The sequence below is a fragment of the Pantoea sp. X-Soil-ISGK-285 genome (assembly GCF_059730815.1).
The window spans coordinates 3792062-3810082 of the sequence record NZ_AP035938.1; the positions used below are offsets into that span (position 1 = coordinate 3792062).

The window sequence follows — 18021 nt, forward strand, 5'->3', positions numbered from 1 at the left end:
GACGATGCGCGCCCGTTATCTGCTTAGACCGGTGGCAGATCAAACAGCAGGACTTCTGCAGCCGAGCTGGCTTCAATGGTCAGCGCGCTTTCGTCCCAGATCGCCAGGGCGTCGCTGGTGGTGATCGCGTTGCCGTTAACGGTAACATCACCTTTCACCACCTGAATCCAGATACGACGTCCCGCATCAATCGCGACATTGTCCTGTTCGCCGGCAGCCATTACCCAGCGCGATAAGGTCATGTCCTGAAAGACTTTCAGCGATCCTTCACGGGCATCCGGGCTTAACACCAGCTGACGTCCCTGCACATCCGGGAAGCGGCGCTGATCGTAGCGTGGCTCGATACCGGTACGCTCAGGAATGATCCAGATCTGATAAAGGTGCAGCGGCTCGCTTTCGCTGGCGTTGTACTCAGAGTGACGTACGCCGGTGCCGGCGCTCATGATCTGGAACTCCCCTGCCGGGATCTGCTCTTTGTTGCCCATGCTGTCCTGATGCTCAACCGTACCGGAGAGCACGTAGGTCAGGATTTCCATATCCTTGTGAGGATGGGTACCAAATCCCTGACCGCCATCAATCACATCTTCATTGATGACCCGCAGCGCGGAGAAACCCATAAAGTTCGCATCGTGATAGCTGGCGAAAGAGAATGTGTGCCAGCTATCCAGCCAGCCATGGTTTGCGTGACCGCGTTCTTCAGCTTTGCGTACATAGATCATGTTCAAATCTCCTCAATGTTTTTTATAGTCTGTCCCTGAGGGGGTCTGATTGATAGCTGAAAAACTTCACGCCTCTGTTCAAAATAGTTGAATGAGCATTGAGCAGTGGCTGAAAAGCACTGAAGAAGGGCAGGCAAAAAAAAAGCCAGCGGATAAGCTGGCTAAATAATACTGGAAGCAATGTGAGCAATGTCGTGCTTTCTCAGGCTGTCGGGCGACCTCCCGAGAACGCATGACAATAATAATCATTATCATTCGCGTCTGTAAAGTCATTTTCACATTTTTTACCCTGATTAACGCGGTGAATACCTTGATGTTTAAAGGGTTTTAATGGGCTAAAGGAGAAACCATGAGTGAAATAGTTGTCCGCCACGTCACGCCTGAAGATGCTGCTGCACTGCACAGGATCTACGGTCAGCCAGATACCCAGGCCAGCACACTCCATTTGCCCCACTCATCACTCCAGATGTGGCATACCCGTCTCGCGACGCCTCAGCCCCATGCGCATCTGCTGGTGGCCTGTATCGATGATGTCGTCGTCGGTCAGTGTGCGCTGCATGTGGAAGAGCGCGCCAGACGCCGTCATGTCGCCTCACTGGGTATGGGCGTGGATGAACGCTATCGTCAGCGTGGCGTCGGAACCGCACTCATGCGTGAAATGGTCGCGTTGTGCGACAACTGGCTACAGGTGAGCCGAATGGAACTGACAGTATTCGTCGATAATGGCCCGGCTATCGCCCTTTATCAGCGTTTCGGTTTTGAGATTGAGGGAACGGCTAAAGGCTTCGCAATGCGGCACGGTGAACTGATCGACGCGCATTATATGGCGCGGGTTAAAGCCTGACGTGTGGAAGCAGAAAGAGCACCGAAGGCGCCCTTTCTGCTGATAAACACTGACAAGGTTCGCTGTCAGCTAGCGCCTGCGCAGGAAACAGGGTCAGATCGGAAAGACGCAAAAGCCGTCATCCATGACATGCTCGGCCCGCGCCGTCCTGCCGCGGGACGCTTTCCTATTCTGACCCAGTTCCCTGCGCGTTAAGCTTATTTATTGCTGTCAGATTCACCCGGGTTTGAGTTTGTCAGCAGTTTTAAATCTCAATAACCCGCACTCAAATCATCGATGCTCCGCGGATCGGAAGCGCCATAGAGCATGCCATCCGGCCCGATCATGATGCTCTGCGTACTGCCCATCGACGGCAGTACCTTCACATGCTGACCTTTGGTTTCCAGCAGACGCAGCGTATCGGGACTGAAGCCCTTCTCCACCCGCAGCTGATCCGGCAGCCACTGATGATGGAAGCGCGGCGCATTAGTGGCTTCCGCCACGTTCATCCCGAAATCGATGCTGTTAACCACCATCTGCAACACCGTGGTGATAATGCGGCTGCCGCCAGGACTGCCGGTCACCAGCCATGTTTTGCCCTCTTTGGCGACGATGGTCGGCGACATCGATGACAACGGACGTTTCGCCGGTTGCACCGCATTCGCTTCCCCGCCGACCAGCCCGTAGACATTGGGCGTGCCTGGCTTGGCTGAGAAGTCATCCATCTCGTTATTCATCAGGATGCCGCTGTTGCCCGCCACAATTCCGCTGCCGAAATAGGTGTTAAGCGTATAAGTCACCGCGACCGCATTCCCCTGCTTATCCACCACCGAGAAATGGGTAGTCTGATTGCTTTCATAAGGTTCGAGCTTGCCCGGTTTGATCTCGCTGGAGGGCCGCGCCTTCGCCACATCGATCTGCTGCGCCAGGGTTTTGGCATAGGCTTTACTGGTCAGCGCCTGCCACGGCACCTTCACGAAATCGGGATCGCCGAGATATTCCGAACGGTCCGCGTAGGCATATTTCTCCGCTTCCGCCATCACCTGCATGGCATCAGCACTGCCAAAGCCCATCTTCGCCAGATCGAAGTTCTCCAGGATATTCAGAATCTGCACGATGTGGATGCCACCGGATGACGGCGGCGGCATTGAGAAGACTTCATAGCCACGGTATGTCCCGCTAATTGGCTTACGCTCGACCGCACGATAGGCCGCCAGGTCAGCTTTGTTGATCAGCCCGCCATGCTGCGCCATCTCTCCGGCGATCTCATCCGCGATTTCACCTTTGTAAAAGGCATCCGGCCCCTGACGGGCAATCAGTTGCAGGCTGTGAGCGAGGTTCTTCTGCACCAGCCTATCGCCCTTCTGCCACGGCGTACCGTCCGGTTTGTAGAAGATCGCTTTGCTGTTGGGATGGGTGATCAGCACTTCTTTGCCGTAGGTCTTCAGGTCATCCGCCAGCGCGTCGTTGACCGGAATACCGTCACGCGCCAGTTTGATCGCCGGTGCCAGCAGCGTGCTCAGCGGCAGAGTGCCATATTTCTGCGCAGCCAGCGCCAGTCCGGCTACGGTGCCCGGCGTGCCTGAGGCGAGATGTGATGTCAGCGAGAGCTTGCTGTCGGCGTTGCCCTGCTTATCCAGGAACATGTCACGCGACGCGTGTCCCGGTGCCATCTCACGGAAATCGATAGCCGTGGCGCGGCCAGAGGCAGTGCGCAGCAGCATAAAACCGCCGCCGCCGAGGTTGCCCGCCTGCGGATGGGTCACGGCCAGCGCAAAGCCTACCGCCACCGCGGCATCCACCGCATTGCCGCCCTGACGCAGGATCTCCACGCCAACCTGCGTCGCCATCGCATCCACTGACGCTACCATGCCGTGCTGCGCTTTTACCGGGTGAAAAGTGTCACTGTCCACACCGTAGGAGACCGGAGGAGCCTGCGTTGGCGCGGCGTTAGCGCCTGCCACTACGGTGAAACTCATCACCAGCGACCAGCTAAGCTGACGCACTGTTTGCTGCATTTTCATCCTGCCACCATCCCATATTGTTATTTACATTTTTTTATCATTTCTGCAAGTGCCTACAAATACAGCAAAATAACCGGGGTTAAGTCAAATCAGGAATAGATCGGAAAGTAAGGTCTGTGATATCGGGTAAACTTATGGCTACGACCCTGATATCGGTGTACGCCGTTGTGCACCCAAAACCCTGTCGCTTTAAGGAAGGAGGAGTGATGAAAAAGTGGATGATTATTCTGGCCGCTCTGCTGCCTTTCGCCAGTCAGGCGAACACGCTGAACAGCACTAACGATCCGAATAAACCTGGCTATAACCCCAGCCAGCAGCGGATGCAGTCGCAGATGCAGACCCAGCAGCAGCAGCAACAGCTGAAGCTGCGCCAGGATCAGCAGCGTCAGACGCAGGACACGCAGCGTAAAATGCAGGAGCAGCGGAACAGCGCCCAGCAGCGGGTGATTACCACGCAGCCGGGCCAGCAGAATCAGAATCAGAATCTAAACCAGAACTAACTAAAATCGGGGCCGATGATGTCGATGGCGTCAGTACAGATGGCATCGACGCCCCATTTCAGCAATTCCCGCGCCCGATCCGGGCTGTTCACGGTGTAAACCAGAATCTTCAGGCCTGCGGCTTTCAGTTCGGCGACCCGCTCAGCGGTCAGCACCTTATGATTAAGATGAATTGAGACACACGCCAGCGCAGCTGTTTTCTCCTGCCACTGCGGGTCCCAGCTGTGCGACAGCAGGCCACGCGGCAACTGCGGCTCTGCCTTCATCGCGGCTTCCAGCGCTTCAAAAGAGAACGAAGAGAGCAACGGTGCGACCTGATCCTGCCACAGTATCGCGGCAGCCTGTGCCACGGCGCGTCCGGTTTCAGCATCGCTGCCGGTGGTCGGTTTGATTTCGATGTTCGCCATCATCTGATGCTGACGGCAGCGTGCCGCCACCTGATCCAGCCGCGCCAGCTTTTCACCGGTAAACGCGTTGCTAAACCAGCTGCCCGCATCAAGCTGCGACAGCTTCTCCCACGGCAGCTGACCCGCCACGCCCCAGCCGTTGCTGGTGCGATCGAGCGTGTCGTCATGCAGCAGGAAGATCTGCGCATCGGCCGATAATTTGGCATCAAATTCAATCATCTGATGACCATATTTCGCGCCGGTGTCGATCGCCGCCAGCGTATTTTCCGGTGCCAGTTTACCGCCGCCGCGATGGGCGACGATGCGGGGATAGGGCCAGTGTTGTGTGCTCATTCCAGACGCTTTCCATGAGTTGAATCGAAGAAGTGTAACGCATCTGACGGCAGATGCAGCCACAGCGTACTGCCTGGCTGCGGGCGTTCACTGTGGGCTAAGCGTACCACCAGTGGCGTGTCACCGATGCGGCCATGTGCCAGATTATCAGCCCCCAGCATCTCCAGCGTGTCGACCCGCAGCGGCACGCCGCCCTGCTCGCGGCTACTGAGCCGGATGTGCTCTGGCCGGATGCCCAGCACCACCGGTCGGTTAGCCCATTTCGCTTTTGTATCGCTGAGCGGCAGGGCGTGCGAGGCGTCGAGGTCAAAGCGTGATCCATCGCTGCTGAACTGCCCTTTCAGCAGATTCATGGCGGGCGCGCCAATAAACGAGGCAACAAACTGGCTGGCGGGACGCTCATACACCTCGACTGGTGTGCCGAGCTGCTCGACCACCCCTTTGTTCATCACCATCACCCGCTGCGCCAGCGTCATCGCCTCCACCTGATCGTGGGTAACATAGAGGCTGGTGGTCTGTAAGCGGCGATGCAGCTGCTGCAGTTCCAGCCGCATCTGCACCCGCAGACGGGCATCAAGGTTGGAGAGCGGCTCATCAAACAGAAAAACTGCCGGTTCACGCACGATCGCGCGGCCCATCGCCACGCGCTGCCGCTGTCCGCCGGAGAGTTCGCGAGGCCGACGCATCAGCAGATGATCCAGTTCCAGACTGCGCGCCGCGTCGAGCACCCGCTGGCGGACCTGCTCTTTGCCCATGCCACGGATTTTCAGGCCATAGGCCATGTTCTCATCCACCGACATATGGGGATAGAGCGCGTAGTTCTGGAACACCATTGCAATCCCGCGATCTTTTGGCTCTTCCTGAGTAACGCGCCGGTCGTCGATATAGATATCGCCGGAGCTGACGCGCTCCAGTCCGGCCACCATGCGCAGCAGGGTCGATTTACCGCAGCCGGATGGCCCGACCATCACCATAAATTCGCCGTCATTGATGGTGACATTCAGCGGCTGGATGATCTGATTTTTGCCATCGTAGGATTTGGTTACTGCCTGAAGGGTTACGCCTGCCATCTTATTTCTCACTCTCAACCAGACCGCGCACAAAGGCACGCTGCATGACTAACACCACCACCAATGGTGGGATCAGGGTTAATAACATTGCCGCCATCACTTCGTTCCACTGGGTCGGTGAGCCGCTGGTGGAGATCATGCTTTTGATCCCCGCCACCGCCGTGCCGAGGCTGGCGTCATTGATGATCAGCAGCGGCCAGAGGTACTGGTTCCAGCCGTAGATAAAGGTGATCACAAACAGCGCCGCCAGATTGGTTTTCGACAGCGGCAGAACAATGTCGATAAAGAAGCGCATCGCGCTGGCACCATCGATGCGTGCCGCCTCCACCAGCTCATCCGGCAGCGACATAAAGAACTGGCGGAACAGGAAAGTGGCGGTCGCCGAAGCCATCAGCGGCAGGGTTAATCCGCTGTAGCTGTCGAGCAGGTTGAGATCGGCAATCACCTGCACCGTCGGGAAGATACGCACCTCAACCGGCAGCATCAGGGTGATGAAGATCAGCCAGAAAAAGAGCGTGCGCAGCGGAAAGCGAAACCAGACCAGCGCAAACGCTGACAGCATCGACACCGTGATTTTGCCGAAGGTGATGCCCAGCGCCATGATCATGCTGTTGAGCAGCATCAGGCCAAACGCCGGCCCGTTGCCGTTGACGCCATGCGTCCAGATGCGCGAGATGTTCTCCCACAGGTGCGTGCCGGGCACCAGCGTCATCGGCACATGATAGACCGCTTCGTTATCCAGCGTCGCCGCCACAAAGGCAACATAGAGTGGAAACAGGATGGTGAGCACGCCCAGCACCAGCACGAAGTGGCTGAAGAGATCCAGCCCGCGTCGATTCTCAATCATTGGTATTGCACCTTACGTTCAACAAAGCGGAACTGGAGCACCGTCAGCCCGATGACCAGCAGCATCAGCACCACCGACTGCGCAGCGGACGAGGAGAGATCCAGACCGGTAAAGCCTTCGCGATAGATTTTGTAGATCAGCGTGGTGGTCGCCTGCACCGGCCCGCCGCCGGTGGCGGCATCGATCACCGGGAAGGTATCGAAGAAGGCGTAGATCAGATTCACCACCAGCAGGAAGAAGCTGACCGGCGTAATCAGCGGCAGCGAGAGGTTGAAGAAGCGACGCACCGGTCCGGCACCGTCAATGGCGGCGGCTTCCACCAGCGATTTGGGGATCGATTGCAGTGCGGCTAAGAAGAACAGGAAGTTGTAGCTCATCTGCTGCCAGATTGATGCCAGCACAATCAGGAACATCGCCTGACCGCTGTTTTGCGCATAGTTCCAGTTGTAGCCGATGTGGTTCAGCAGATAGCTGAACAGGCCCAGGCCCGGATTAAACAGGAACATCCACAGTACCGCGGCCACGACAGGCGCAACGGCGTAGGGCAGCAGCAACAGCGTCTGATAGAGACGGCGCAGCCGCACCACATAATCCACCAGCGCCGCCAGCAGCAGCGAGAAGACCATGCCGAACACCGTGACCATGCCGCTGAATTTTATGGTGGTCCAGAACGAATCCAGATAGTAAGGATCGGCAAACAGGCGTCTGAAATTTTCCAGCCCGACAAAGCTGCTGGAGATGCCAAAGGGATCGAGGCTTTGCAGCGAGTACCACAGCGCTTCACCGGCAGGCCAGAGAAAGAAGATGGCGGTAATCAGCAGTTGCGGCAGCACCAGAAGATAGGGCAACAGACTGGTGCGAAAGACCGGACGAGATGAAGACATGGCATACCTGGCGTCAGAGAGAGGGGCCAGCCTGAGCTGGCCCGCAAGGAGAGATTACTTCACCTGCTGCTGGAAGCGGCGCAGCAACTCATTACCGCGTTTCACTGCGTTATCCATCGCGTTCTGCGGCGACTGCTTGCCGGTCCAGACGCTTTCCAGCTCTTCGTCGATCACGGTACGAATCTGCGGCATATTGCCCAGACGCATGCCTTTAGTGAACGGCAGTGGCGGTTTGTTCATCATCTGTCGGGTGGCGATATCCGCACCCGGATTCTTATCGTAGAAGCCCTGCTGTTTAGTCAGCTCGTAGGCGGCGGTGGTAATCGGCAGATAGCCGGTTTTCTGGTGCCATTCCGCGGCGATTTCTGGTTTAGCGAGGAACTGCATAAACTCAGCCACGCCTTTGTAGGTTGTCGCATCTTTGCCTTTCATCACCCACAGGCTGGCACCGCCGATCAGGGCGTTCTGCGGCGCATTCGGCACTGTCTCGTCATACGGCATCATGCCAACACCGAAGTTGAATTTGGCGTAATGACGGATATCAGCCAGCGAACCGGATGAGGCGGTGGTGATGCCGCAGTCGCCGTTGTAGAACTTGGCGGTGGACTCATCTTTGCGGCCAAAATAGGTGAAGTCCCCTTTCTTGTTCATCGCTTCCAGCAGCTCGATATGACGAACCAGTACCGGCTTGTTGAACTCCAGCACCGCATCAAGTCCGTCAAACCCGTTGTTTTTGGTCGCTACCGGCAGAGCGTGCCAGGCGCTGAAGTTTTCAATCTGGATCCAGCCCTGCCAGCCGCTGGCGTAGCCACAGCTCATGCCCGATTTGCGCAGGGCAGCGGCATCCATCGCCAGCTCCTGCCAGGTTTTCGGTGGTTGATCCGGGTTCAGACCCGCTTTTTTAAAGGCATCTTTGTTGTAGTAGAGCACTGGCGTCGAGCTATTGAACGGCTGAGAGATCAGCTGACCTTTGCTGTCGCTGTAGTAGCCCGCCACCGTTGGCACGAACTGCTTTTCATCAAAGGGGATACCGGCGTCTTTGAAGACCTGATGCACCGGCACAATCGCCTGCGAGGCCATCATGGTCGCCGTACCGACTTCATAAACCTGCAGCACCGCAGGGGCTTTGCCACTGCGCACTGCCGCAATCCCTGCTGCCAGGCTCTGCTCGTAGTTACCTTTGTAGGTCGGAACAATTTTGTAATCGGGATGCGTCTGGTTAAAACGCTGTGCCAGCGAATCCACTTCTTTGCCTAGCTCGCCTTCCATAGAGTGCCAGAAAGGGATCTCAGTGGCGGCCATGGCATGGCTGCTGAGCGTCAGACCGAGCAGCACGCTCATCAGGCTACGACGAAAGGTAACGACGGACATAGAATTTTCCTGTGCAGGTAAATACGCGTGAAATCACGGATTTCTGTTTCGCGAAGTAACATGACACGGGGAAATGAAGGATTAATAACAGAAAGATGACAGCCGGGTGACAGACCGGTATGCGCAAAAGAGGAGTCTGGCAGCGCAGCGGTAACGCGTCACTGCTGCCAGGTTTTGGTTACATAATTTGCAGAGCGGCTGGGCAGTAAAAAAGCCCGCAGCGGGTTTTCACTTCACCAAACTTAAAGACTGATGGCGATACACCCCTCACCAATTTCAAAAGGCCGTTGGCGGCAACACCCACACCGATGCTCAAGGCCGTCGGCGGCGCAGGCAGGTTGCGGGCGGACAGCGCGCAGTCACCGGAGCGTACACGTAGTACGTGAGGATGGCGAGCACTGCCCAACCACAACCTGACCAGTAAGCCAGGCCTGTGTACCAAAGCGCGCAGCCACCGGAGCGTAAACATATACGTGAGGATGGCGAGCACTGCCCAACCACAACCTGGCAAGCAAGCCAGGCCTCTGAATATTAAGCTCCGAGGTACGCGCTGCGGACGGCTTCGTTGGAAAGAAGTGCTGAACCTGTGTCTTCGAGCACCACATGCCCGTTCTCCAGCACATAGCCCCTATCCGCCAGCTTCAGCGCCTGATTCGCATTCTGCTCCACCAGGAAAATAGTCATCCCCTCGCTGCGCAGCTGCTCAATGGTGTCGAAGATTTGCTGAATAATGATCGGTGCCAGTCCCAGCGACGGTTCGTCCAGCAACAGCAGGCGCGGCTGGCTCATCAGCGCACGGCCAATCGCCAGCATCTGCTGTTCGCCGCCCGACATCGTCCCGGCGCGCTGGATTTTACGCTCCTCCAGACGCGGGAAGAGTTCATAAACGCGCTTGATCCGCGTCAGATAGTCCGGACGGCTGGCAAAAAAGCCCCCCATCGCCAGGTTCTCTTCTACCGTCATGCGCGAAAAGACCCGCCGGCCTTCCGGCACGATGGCGATCGCTTCACGCATAATGCGCGAGGTTTGCCAGTCGGTGATGGTTTTGCCATCAAAGGTAATGGTGCCCTGCGTCGCGCGCGGTTCGCCGCACAGCGTACCCAGCAGCGTGGTTTTTCCGGCACCGTTAGCGCCAATCAGGGTGACGATTTCGCCCTGATTGATATAGAGGCTGACGTTGTGCAGCGCCTGAATTTTGCCGTAGTGGGCGCTGACGTTCTCAATGGTTAACATCGCATTTGCCATCTCAGGCCTCTCCTAAATAGGCACGAATGACATCCGGGTTATTACGAATCTCTTCCGGCGTTCCGTTAGCCAGCGGCGTTCCCTGATTGACCACATAAATACGGTCAGAAATCCCCATCACCAGCTTCATATCATGTTCAATCAGCAGCACCGACACCTTGTGTTCACCACGCAGCTCCGCAATCAGCGCGTCCAGCTCGTGCGTCTCTTTGGGATTAAGGCCCGCCGCCGGTTCATCCAGCATCAGGATTTCCGGGCGCGTCACCATACAGCGCGCAATCTCCAGCCGACGCTGCTGACCATAGGCCAGATTGCCCGCCTGACGGTTAGCCAGATCCAGCAGCCCCACCCGCTCCAGCCAGATCGCCGCACGATCCAGCGCCTCGCTCTCACTGCGGCGAAACGCCGGGGTTTTCAGCAGACCGGAAAATACACCACTTTTCAGATGCTGATGTTGCGCCACCAGCAGATTCTCAATGACCGTCATCTCACGGAACAGACGCACATGCTGGAACGTCCGCACGATGCCCATCCGCGCAATCTTCTGGCCCGGCACCCCTTCCAGATGCTGCTCACGCAATGTGATCGTCCCGCCGGTTGGCTTGTAAAAGCCGGTCAGGCAGTTGAACACGGTGGTTTTACCGGCACCGTTGGGACCAATCAGCGAAACGATCTCCTGCGGACGCAGCTCCAGCGCCACATTGTTCACGGCTAACAGACCGCCGAAGCGCATCATCAGGCCTTCAACGGCTAATAAAGGCTGAATCATGCCTGCTCTCCTTGTTTACCGGTTCTGAGCTTCAGATGCGGACGCTTCATCGGCAACAGGCCCTGCGGACGCCAGATCATCATCAGCACCATCAGGCCACCCAGCACCAGCATGCTGTACTCATTGAGATCGCGCATCAGCTCGCGTGACACCACCAGCAGAATGGCGGCCAGAATCACCGCAAACTGCGAACCCATCCCGCCCAGCACCACAATCGCCAGCACAAAGGCGGATTCGACAAAGGTAAAGGATTCCGGGCTGACAAAGCCCTGACGTGCCGCGAACAGGCTGCCGGCAAAACCGGCAAACGCGGCACTGATGGTAAAGGCGGTCAGCTTGATGCGGGTCGGGCTGAGGCCCAGTGAACGACAGGCAATCTCATCCTCACGCAGGGCTTCCCAGGCTCGGCCCAGCGGCATCCGCAGCAGCCGGTTGATCACAAACAACGTCAGCACCACCAGCAGCAGCGCCACCAGGTAGAGGAAGATAATGCGGTCGCTGGGATCGTACTTCAGCCCAAAGAAGTTATGGAAGGTATCCCAGCCGCCTTCCCGCGGCGTACGACCAAACTCCAGACCAAACAGCGTCGGTTTCGGGATCTGGCTGATGCCGTTCGGCCCGCCGGTCAGGGCGGTATTGTTCAGCAGCAGAATACGCACGATCTCACCGAAGCCCAGCGTCACTATCGCCAGATAGTCGCCGCGCAGTCGCAGCACCGGGAAGCCCAGCAGCAGACCAAACAGCGCGGCAACTATGCCGGAGAGCGGCAGGCACTGCCAGAAGCCGAGACCGTAATAGTGGTTCAGCAGCGCAAAGGTGTAGGCACCGATGGCGTAAAAGCCGCCATAACCCAGCACCAGCAGGCCAGAGAGGCCGACCACCACGTTTAAGCCCAGGCCGAGCATCACGTAGATCAGCGTCATGGTGGCGATATCCACGGTGCCGCGTGACACCAGGAATGGCCAGGCAACGGCGGCGATAATCAGCACCGCCATCACCAGCTTCTGCTTCGGCGTCGAGCCATCCAGACCCGGTAACACCAGCGCCGGACCGGAAATTTTCTTCAGGCCGCTTTGCCATACCGGACGCAGCAGCTGAAACAGAAACACCACCGCACAGCCTGTGGCGATCCAGTTCCAGCGCACGCTACCGGCGTTCTGCACCACCAGATTAGTGCCGTCCAGATTCAGGCGCAGCCCCATAAAGAAGGTGGCGAGCACCAGCAGCATCACCGAGGAGATCAGGGCATTGATAAAGGAAGTCTTCATACTTTTTCGACCTCCGGGCGACCCAGAATCCCGGTCGGCATCACCAGTAGCACCACAATCAGCAGGGCAAACGAGACCACATCTTTATATTCTGTGCTGAGATAGGCCGAGGTCAGCGCCTCGGCGATGCCCAGCACCAGGCCGCCAATCATCGCGCCCGGAATACTGCCAATCCCGCCCAGCACAGCGGCGGTGAACGCCTTCATACCTGCCATAAAGCCGATGAAGGGGTTGATTGAACCGTAGAACTGTCCCAGCAATACGCCCGCCACCGCGGCCATCGCGGCACCGATAACAAATGTCAGCGAGATCACGCGGTCCGTGTTTATTCCCAGCAGGCTGGCCATTTTCAGGTCTTCTGCGCAGGCGCGGCAGGCGCGGCCCATGCGTGAGTAGCGGATAAAGGTGGTCAGCGCCAGCATCGCCAGGAACGTCACCACCCAGATCACTATCTGCATGGTAGAAATCGTGGCGGCAAAGCCGTTGCTCTCGCCTACCGTCCACTGTCCGGTAATCAGACTCGGCAGCGCCAGGTCGCGTGAACCCTGCGTCAGGCTGACGTAGTTTTGCAGGAATATCGACATCCCGATGGCGGAGATCAGCGCAATCAGGCGCTTGGACGAGCGCACAGGCCGGTAGGCGACGCGCTCAATGCTCCAGCCGTAGGCGCTGGAGATAATTACCGCCATCACAAAGCCGGCCGCAATCATCAGCCAGGTGGTGTCGATGCCCATCATCATCAGGGCGGCAATCACGATAAAGGAGACATAGCTACCGATCATGTAGACCTCGCCGTGGGCGAAGTTGATCATGCCGATAATGCCGTAAACCATGGTGTAACCGATGGCGATCAGCGCGTAGGTGCTGCCCAGGGTCACACCGTTAAACATCTGCTGAATAAAATAGAGAAACTGCTCGGACATACCTTGACCCTTACTTAACCGATCGTGGGCGATCGGGGTACAAAAAACGCCTGGCAGACCAGCACCAGGCGTTCGTGTCGCTGGTCAGGGGAAACCGGTTAACCGGTCTTCCGCTCACCACAAAACAGCCTGGTTTACTTCACAGCAGTCGAGGTGCCATCGGCATGCCATTTAAAGACGCCGAATTCAAAGCCCTTAAGGTCACCCTTCTCATCCCAGTTCAGGTTGCCCATCACGGTTGGCACCGCGGCACCTTCCTTGAGGTTTTTCACGATAGCGTCCGGCTCAGCGCTCTTGCTGCGCTCCATGCCGGTTGCCAGCGACTGCAGTGCGGCATAGGTGGTCCAGACGAACGGTCCGGTCGGATCCAGTTTCTTCGCTTTCAGCGCTTCCACGATCGGTTTGTTGGTTTCAACCTGGTCGTAGCGTTTTGGCAGGGTCACCAGCATGCCTTCAGAAGCGGCACCGGCGATGTTCGACAGCGAGGCGTTACCCACGCCTTCCGGTCCCATAAACTGGGTTTTCAGGCCCGCAGCACGTGCCTGACGCACGATCTGGCCCATTTCCGGGTAGTAACCGCCGAAATAGACGAAATCGACGTTCTCTTTCTTGAAGCGCGCGACCAGCGTAGAGAAATCTTTATCGCCAGCGGTGATACCTTCAAACATCACGATATTAGCGCCCTGCTTTTTCAGGCTCTCCTGTACGGAGCGCGCCAGGCCTTCGCCATACTGCTGTTTGTCATGCACTACGGCGATGCGCTGCGGTTTAAGCTCGCTCATCACATATTTCGCGGCGGTCGGACCCTGATCGGAGTCGAGACCGGTGGTGCGCATAATCAGTTTATAGCCGCGGGAAGTCAGGTCAGGGGCGGTCGCCGCCGGGGTAATCATCAGCACGCCTTCATCTTCATAGATGTCAGAAGCGGGCTGGGTGGATGAAGAGCAGAGATGACCGATCACGTAGCGGATGCCGTCGTTAATCACCTTGTTCGCTACCGCAACCGCCTGTTTCGGGTCACAGGCGTCGTCATATTTCACCGCAACCAGTTTGTTGCCGTTAACACCGCCTTTGGCGTTGATATCTTCAATTGCCTGAGTCGCACCGGCGAACTGCATGTCGCCGTACTGCGCCACCGGGCCAGACATTGCGCCGACAATCGCCACTTTGATATCTTCAGCCAGCGCCGCATGGCTCATCGCCAGTGCTACACATCCCGCCAGTAATGCGCGACCTTTCATTTTCATCCTGACTACCCCATTTGTTTTGTCGTGTATGTTGTGAGTGTTTGTGCTGTCAGATAAAGTCGAAAACTGATTAAGCATGAATGACTTAGCGTACTTTTCTGACATTATTTATTAATAAGGCTTTATTTTTCAGGTTATTAAACAGGAAGTTTCTTCTGTAAATCAACTGACATATTCAGAATTGACTGAGTGAAACAGCATAATACACTGGAGGCAACGGCCGGTTTTTCACCGCTTTGCCAGCGCGTTATGCTGGATTGATCGCACGCTCTCCCTGTTTACAACTATCATCCTGGCATCCCGACCATCTTTTGACCTGTTTTATTGATGAAAATGTGGTAGCACTCTGGTTGTACATTTTCGCTGCACTTTCCCCTGTTACAGAGGTTTTTGTTATGAAGCTCACTATCCAGCGTTTAACCACGCTGACCGCGCAGGACCGCATCGATCTTGGCAAAGTCTGGCCGGATCTGGAGATTGAACAACTGGAGCAGCAGCTGGATGAGCGCCATCGTCTCTATGCTGCCCGTTTTAACGACCGGCTACTGGCGGGTTTGCAGCTGGAAATCGCCGGGATCCACGGCAAAATTCACCGGCTGTCGGTGCGCGATGTCACCCGGCGACGCGGGGTGGGACAATATTTACTGGAGGAGACGATCAGGCAGAATGGGTCGATAGCGGACTGGTGGATTGCCGATGATGGCAGTGACGATCAGCAGGTGCGGGCAGCCTTTATGCAGGCGTGTGGCTTCAGGGCGCAGAGTGACGGCTGGATAATGGCGGTAGAATAGTCAGGCGCAGAAAAACAAAAAGGGCGACATAAAGTCGCCCCTTAAGATGTCGAAGTGCGTTACGCTTCGATCGCCATACGCAGTTTCTTCATGGCGTTCTTTTCCAGCTGCCGGACACGTTCGGCTGACACGCCGTACTGATCGGCCAGCTCCTGCAGCGTGGTTTTATTGTCTTCGTCCAGCCAGCGGGCGCGAATAATGTGCTGACTACGCTCATCCAGACCTTCCATCGCATAGCTCAGCTTGTCAGCCGCATGCGCATCCCAGTTATCCTCTTCAATGCCGTCAGCAAAGTCAGAGGTTTTATCCTGAAGATAAAGCACGGGCGCCATAGATCGGCCTTCGCTGCTCTCGTCGTCGGCAGACATATCAAAGGTCATATCCTGCGCGGCCATACGCGATTCCATTTCACGCACATCTTTGCTGCTTACGCCCAGCTCACGCGCAACCATCTCGACTTCGTCCTGATTGAACCAGCCCAGACGCTGCTTGGTTTTACGCAGGTTAAAGAACAGCTTACGCTGTGCTTTGGTGGTCGCGACTTTCACGATACGCCAGTTACGCAGCACGTATTCGTGAATCTCCGCTTTAATCCAGTGCACGGCAAACGAAACCAGACGCACGCCCACTTCTGGGTTGAAGCGACGTACCGCTTTCATCAGGCCGATATTGCCTTCCTGGACCAGGTCAGCCTGTGGCAGACCGTAGCCGGAGTAATTACGAGCGATATGAACTACAAAGCGTAGGTGAGACAGGATCAGCGTCTTTGCCGCATCCAGATCGCCCTGGTAATGCAGCCGTTCAGCCAACGCTTTTTCCTCTTCTGCCGAGAGCATCGGCCAGGTATTAGCAGCCCGGACGTAAGACTCCAGGTTGCCAAGAGGAGCAATAGCTAAAGTTTGCATTTCTTTGGTCATTCAAACCCTCACAAATTCAGTGGAATTGCCGCACATTTCCCTGCGCAGACGATACATTACGTCAACGTCGCGCGAAATCCGAAAGCAATCTGTGCTACTTAGAGTGGTAAAGTTATCCACAAGTTCAATTATAGCGGTGAATATTTTACACACAGATGACAGGAAGGGAAGAGGGGAAATATCCTCTGCACCCACCATCGGTAGCAGAGGACCATTATAACAAAAAAATGTTGCAGGCGTTTACTGCGGCGTAAATCGACGTAAATGTTGTACCGTGGCCAGCCACGCAGCCACCCAGCCGATGATCGCCGCAATCAGTAACAGCAGCAGCGCCTCATCCCAGGAGAAGCCTTCCAGCGAGAAGGTGGTACCAAATACCGTCGCTACACTGGCAACAACGGACTGCAGACGCAGCACCAGCACTTCCGACAGCAGCAGCGACAGCACCGCCCCGCTGAAGCCCAGCAGCGCCCCGCCATAGAGGAATGGACGCAGGATAAAGCCGTCAGTGGCGCCAATCAGCTTCTGCACGTTAATGGTGTCGCGTCGGGCAAAGATGCTGAGCCGGACGCTGTTACCGATCACCAGGAACACAGCCACGATCATCAGCACGCCAATCATTGAGGCGATCTGCCCCACCAGCCCGGTCAGCGCCGCCAGCCGCGCAAACCAGCTATCATCCATCCGCACTTCATCCACGCCCTGCACTTTGGTCACCCGATCGCGCAGGCTTTGCATGGTGTCTGAGTTCTGGAAATTGAGCTTAGGTGTAATGATGGCCACCGCAGGCAGCGGATTCTGCTCCAGCATATCCATTGCGCCGCCAAAGCCTGACCAGTTGCGGAACTCGTTCAGCGCCTCTTCCCGCGTCAGGTAGTTGACGTTATCCACGCCTTCGACCTGCTTGAGCTGCGCCACCACGTTTTCTGCCGCCGTGTCATCCAGCGTTTTGGAGAGATAAACGGTTAACTGCGGCGCAGGATACCACTGCGTTGCCGCCTGGCTGACGTTTTTCCACACCATGTAGCAGACGCTGGGCAGCGTCAGTGAAATGGCGATGACCATCACCGTCAGCAGGGTTGCCAGCGGCTGACGCCACATATCAGAAAGCGTACCGCGCAGCGCATAGCGCCACTGCTCCTGCCAGCCGCCTTTCAGCGCTTTGCTCTTCGACTGCTGCTTCGCTTTCGGCGCAGCCGGACGTTTAATGCGTTTATTGACCATCGTGGCCTCCGTGCAGACGTCCCTGATTCAGCGTCATCATCCGGTAGTTGCGTCGGGCGATAAGACCGCTGTCATGCGTCGCCATCAGGACGGTGACGCCGACGCGGTTAAACTCTTCGAACAGGCGCAGAATATCTTCTGACAGCGCGTCGTCAAGGTTACCGGTCGGTTCATCGGCCAGCAGCACGGCTGGCTTGTTCACCACCGCACGGGCGATGCCCACACGCTGCTGTTCACCGCCAGAAAGCTGAATCGGATAACTTTTCGCTTTGTCGAGCAGACCCACTTTATCCAGTGCTGCCGAAACGCGACGACGAATGTCTTCGCCGCTGGCACCGGAGATAATCAGCGGGATCGCCACATTTTCATAAACCGAACGATCCATCAGCAGGTGGTGATCCTGGAAAATCATGCCGATCTGACGACGCAGGAAAGGCACCTCGCTGTTACGCAGGCGGGAAATGTCATGGCCGCTGAACCAGATTTTTCCGGCACTCGGGCGCTCAATGCCACAAATCAGCTTCAGCAAGGTACTTTTACCGGCACCGGAGTGGCCGGTCAGAAACGCCATTTCGCCGGGACGCAGACGGAAATCTACCCCCTGCAGCGCCTGACGTCCGCCGAGATATGCCTTACTGACCTCTTCAAAGCGAATCATC

Annotated in this window: 18 protein-coding genes; 3 read left to right on the top strand and 15 right to left on the bottom strand. The window is 56.7% G+C overall.

Going from position 1 to position 18021, the window contains the following annotated elements:
- Window positions 1–23: 23 nt before the first annotated feature.
- Complete coding sequence (locus AC6I8B_RS17950; protein WP_010671535.1) at window positions 24–719, bottom strand: pirin family protein; 696 nt, start codon at window positions 717–719, stop codon at window positions 24–26.
- 349 nt (window positions 720–1068) lie between these two features.
- On the opposite strand from AC6I8B_RS17950, the gene AC6I8B_RS17955 reads away from it, so the two are divergent.
- Entirely contained in the window at window positions 1069–1563 is a 495-nt protein-coding gene (locus AC6I8B_RS17955) for a GNAT family N-acetyltransferase (RefSeq protein ID WP_033768045.1), read from the top strand.
- Window positions 1564–1814: 251 nt separating this feature from the next.
- Here AC6I8B_RS17955 and ggt read toward each other — a convergent pair whose 3' ends face one another.
- Window positions 1815–3566, bottom strand: coding sequence for a gamma-glutamyltransferase (gene ggt, locus AC6I8B_RS17960; protein ID WP_061704360.1), 1752 nt, complete (start codon window positions 3564–3566; stop codon window positions 1815–1817).
- 206 nt (window positions 3567–3772) lie between these two features.
- Between ggt and AC6I8B_RS17965 the strand changes: the two genes are divergently transcribed.
- Complete coding sequence (locus tag AC6I8B_RS17965) at window positions 3773–4066, top strand: DUF2756 domain-containing protein (RefSeq protein ID WP_010253283.1); 294 nt, start codon at window positions 3773–3775, stop codon at window positions 4064–4066.
- On the opposite strand, the gene ugpQ is transcribed toward AC6I8B_RS17965, so the two are convergent.
- The 10 genes from ugpQ to AC6I8B_RS18015 all read right to left on the bottom strand — a co-directional run bounded on the left by ugpQ (window position 4063) and on the right by AC6I8B_RS18015 (window position 14430).
- Window positions 4063–4806: a glycerophosphodiester phosphodiesterase gene (ugpQ, locus tag AC6I8B_RS17970; RefSeq protein WP_497817533.1), complete on the bottom strand. Its 744-nt coding sequence runs from the start codon at window positions 4804–4806 to the stop codon at window positions 4063–4065. The genes AC6I8B_RS17965 and ugpQ overlap by 4 nt on opposite strands.
- Window positions 4803–5876 carry a sn-glycerol-3-phosphate import ATP-binding protein UgpC gene (locus AC6I8B_RS17975; protein WP_497817534.1) on the bottom strand — a complete coding sequence of 358 codons (1074 nt, stop codon included), beginning with the start codon at window positions 5874–5876 and terminating at the stop codon, window positions 4803–4805. Before AC6I8B_RS17975 ends, ugpQ begins: the two co-directional genes overlap by 4 nt.
- Before the next feature lies 1 nt (window position 5877).
- The gene (gene ugpE, locus AC6I8B_RS17980) at window positions 5878–6723 is read right to left on the bottom strand and encodes a sn-glycerol-3-phosphate ABC transporter permease UgpE (RefSeq protein ID WP_157353916.1); all 846 of its coding nucleotides are present in this window, start codon (window positions 6721–6723) and stop codon (window positions 5878–5880) included.
- Entirely contained in the window at window positions 6720–7607 is an 888-nt protein-coding gene (ugpA, locus tag AC6I8B_RS17985) for a sn-glycerol-3-phosphate ABC transporter permease UgpA (RefSeq protein ID WP_157353919.1), read from the bottom strand. The genes ugpE and ugpA overlap by 4 nt, the downstream gene beginning before the upstream one ends.
- Before the next feature lie 54 nt (window positions 7608–7661).
- Window positions 7662–8978: a sn-glycerol-3-phosphate ABC transporter substrate-binding protein UgpB gene (ugpB, locus tag AC6I8B_RS17990; protein WP_045139548.1), complete on the bottom strand. Its 1317-nt coding sequence runs from the start codon at window positions 8976–8978 to the stop codon at window positions 7662–7664.
- A 531-nt stretch (window positions 8979–9509) separates the two neighbouring features.
- A complete protein-coding gene (gene livF / locus AC6I8B_RS17995; protein WP_029519452.1) occupies window positions 9510–10223 on the bottom strand; it encodes a high-affinity branched-chain amino acid ABC transporter ATP-binding protein LivF in 714 nt (237 codons plus the stop codon).
- 1 nt (window position 10224) lies between these two features.
- Window positions 10225–10992, bottom strand: coding sequence for a high-affinity branched-chain amino acid ABC transporter ATP-binding protein LivG (gene livG, locus AC6I8B_RS18000; protein WP_157353922.1), 768 nt, complete (start codon window positions 10990–10992; stop codon window positions 10225–10227).
- Complete coding sequence (locus tag AC6I8B_RS18005) at window positions 10989–12260, bottom strand: high-affinity branched-chain amino acid ABC transporter permease LivM (protein WP_010253305.1); 1272 nt, start codon at window positions 12258–12260, stop codon at window positions 10989–10991. Before AC6I8B_RS18005 ends, livG begins: the two co-directional genes overlap by 4 nt.
- The gene (gene livH / locus AC6I8B_RS18010) at window positions 12257–13183 is read right to left on the bottom strand and encodes a high-affinity branched-chain amino acid ABC transporter permease LivH (protein ID WP_009087789.1); all 927 of its coding nucleotides are present in this window, start codon (window positions 13181–13183) and stop codon (window positions 12257–12259) included. Before livH ends, AC6I8B_RS18005 begins: the two co-directional genes overlap by 4 nt.
- A 134-nt stretch (window positions 13184–13317) precedes the next feature.
- On the bottom strand, window positions 13318–14430 hold the full coding sequence (locus tag AC6I8B_RS18015; protein WP_010253311.1) for a branched-chain amino acid ABC transporter substrate-binding protein: 1113 nt from the start codon (window positions 14428–14430) through the stop codon (window positions 13318–13320).
- Between the two features lie 395 nt (window positions 14431–14825).
- Between AC6I8B_RS18015 and panM the strand changes: the two genes are divergently transcribed.
- Window positions 14826–15221, top strand: coding sequence for an aspartate 1-decarboxylase autocleavage activator PanM (gene panM, locus AC6I8B_RS18020; protein WP_033759053.1), 396 nt, complete (start codon window positions 14826–14828; stop codon window positions 15219–15221).
- Window positions 15222–15280: 59 nt separating this feature from the next.
- Here the strand turns inward: panM and rpoH are convergent, their stop codons facing one another.
- From rpoH to ftsE, 3 genes are all read right to left on the bottom strand, one after another.
- Window positions 15281–16138, bottom strand: coding sequence for an RNA polymerase sigma factor RpoH (rpoH, locus tag AC6I8B_RS18025; RefSeq protein WP_010253314.1), 858 nt, complete (start codon window positions 16136–16138; stop codon window positions 15281–15283).
- A gap of 240 nt (window positions 16139–16378) precedes the next feature.
- Window positions 16379–17362 carry a permease-like cell division protein FtsX gene (ftsX, locus tag AC6I8B_RS18030; protein WP_010253316.1) on the bottom strand — a complete coding sequence of 328 codons (984 nt, stop codon included), beginning with the start codon at window positions 17360–17362 and terminating at the stop codon, window positions 16379–16381.
- Window positions 17352–18020, bottom strand: coding sequence for a cell division ATP-binding protein FtsE (gene ftsE / locus AC6I8B_RS18035; RefSeq protein WP_010253318.1), 669 nt, complete (start codon window positions 18018–18020; stop codon window positions 17352–17354). The genes ftsX and ftsE overlap by 11 nt, the downstream gene beginning before the upstream one ends.
- Window position 18021 lies beyond the last annotated feature (1 nt).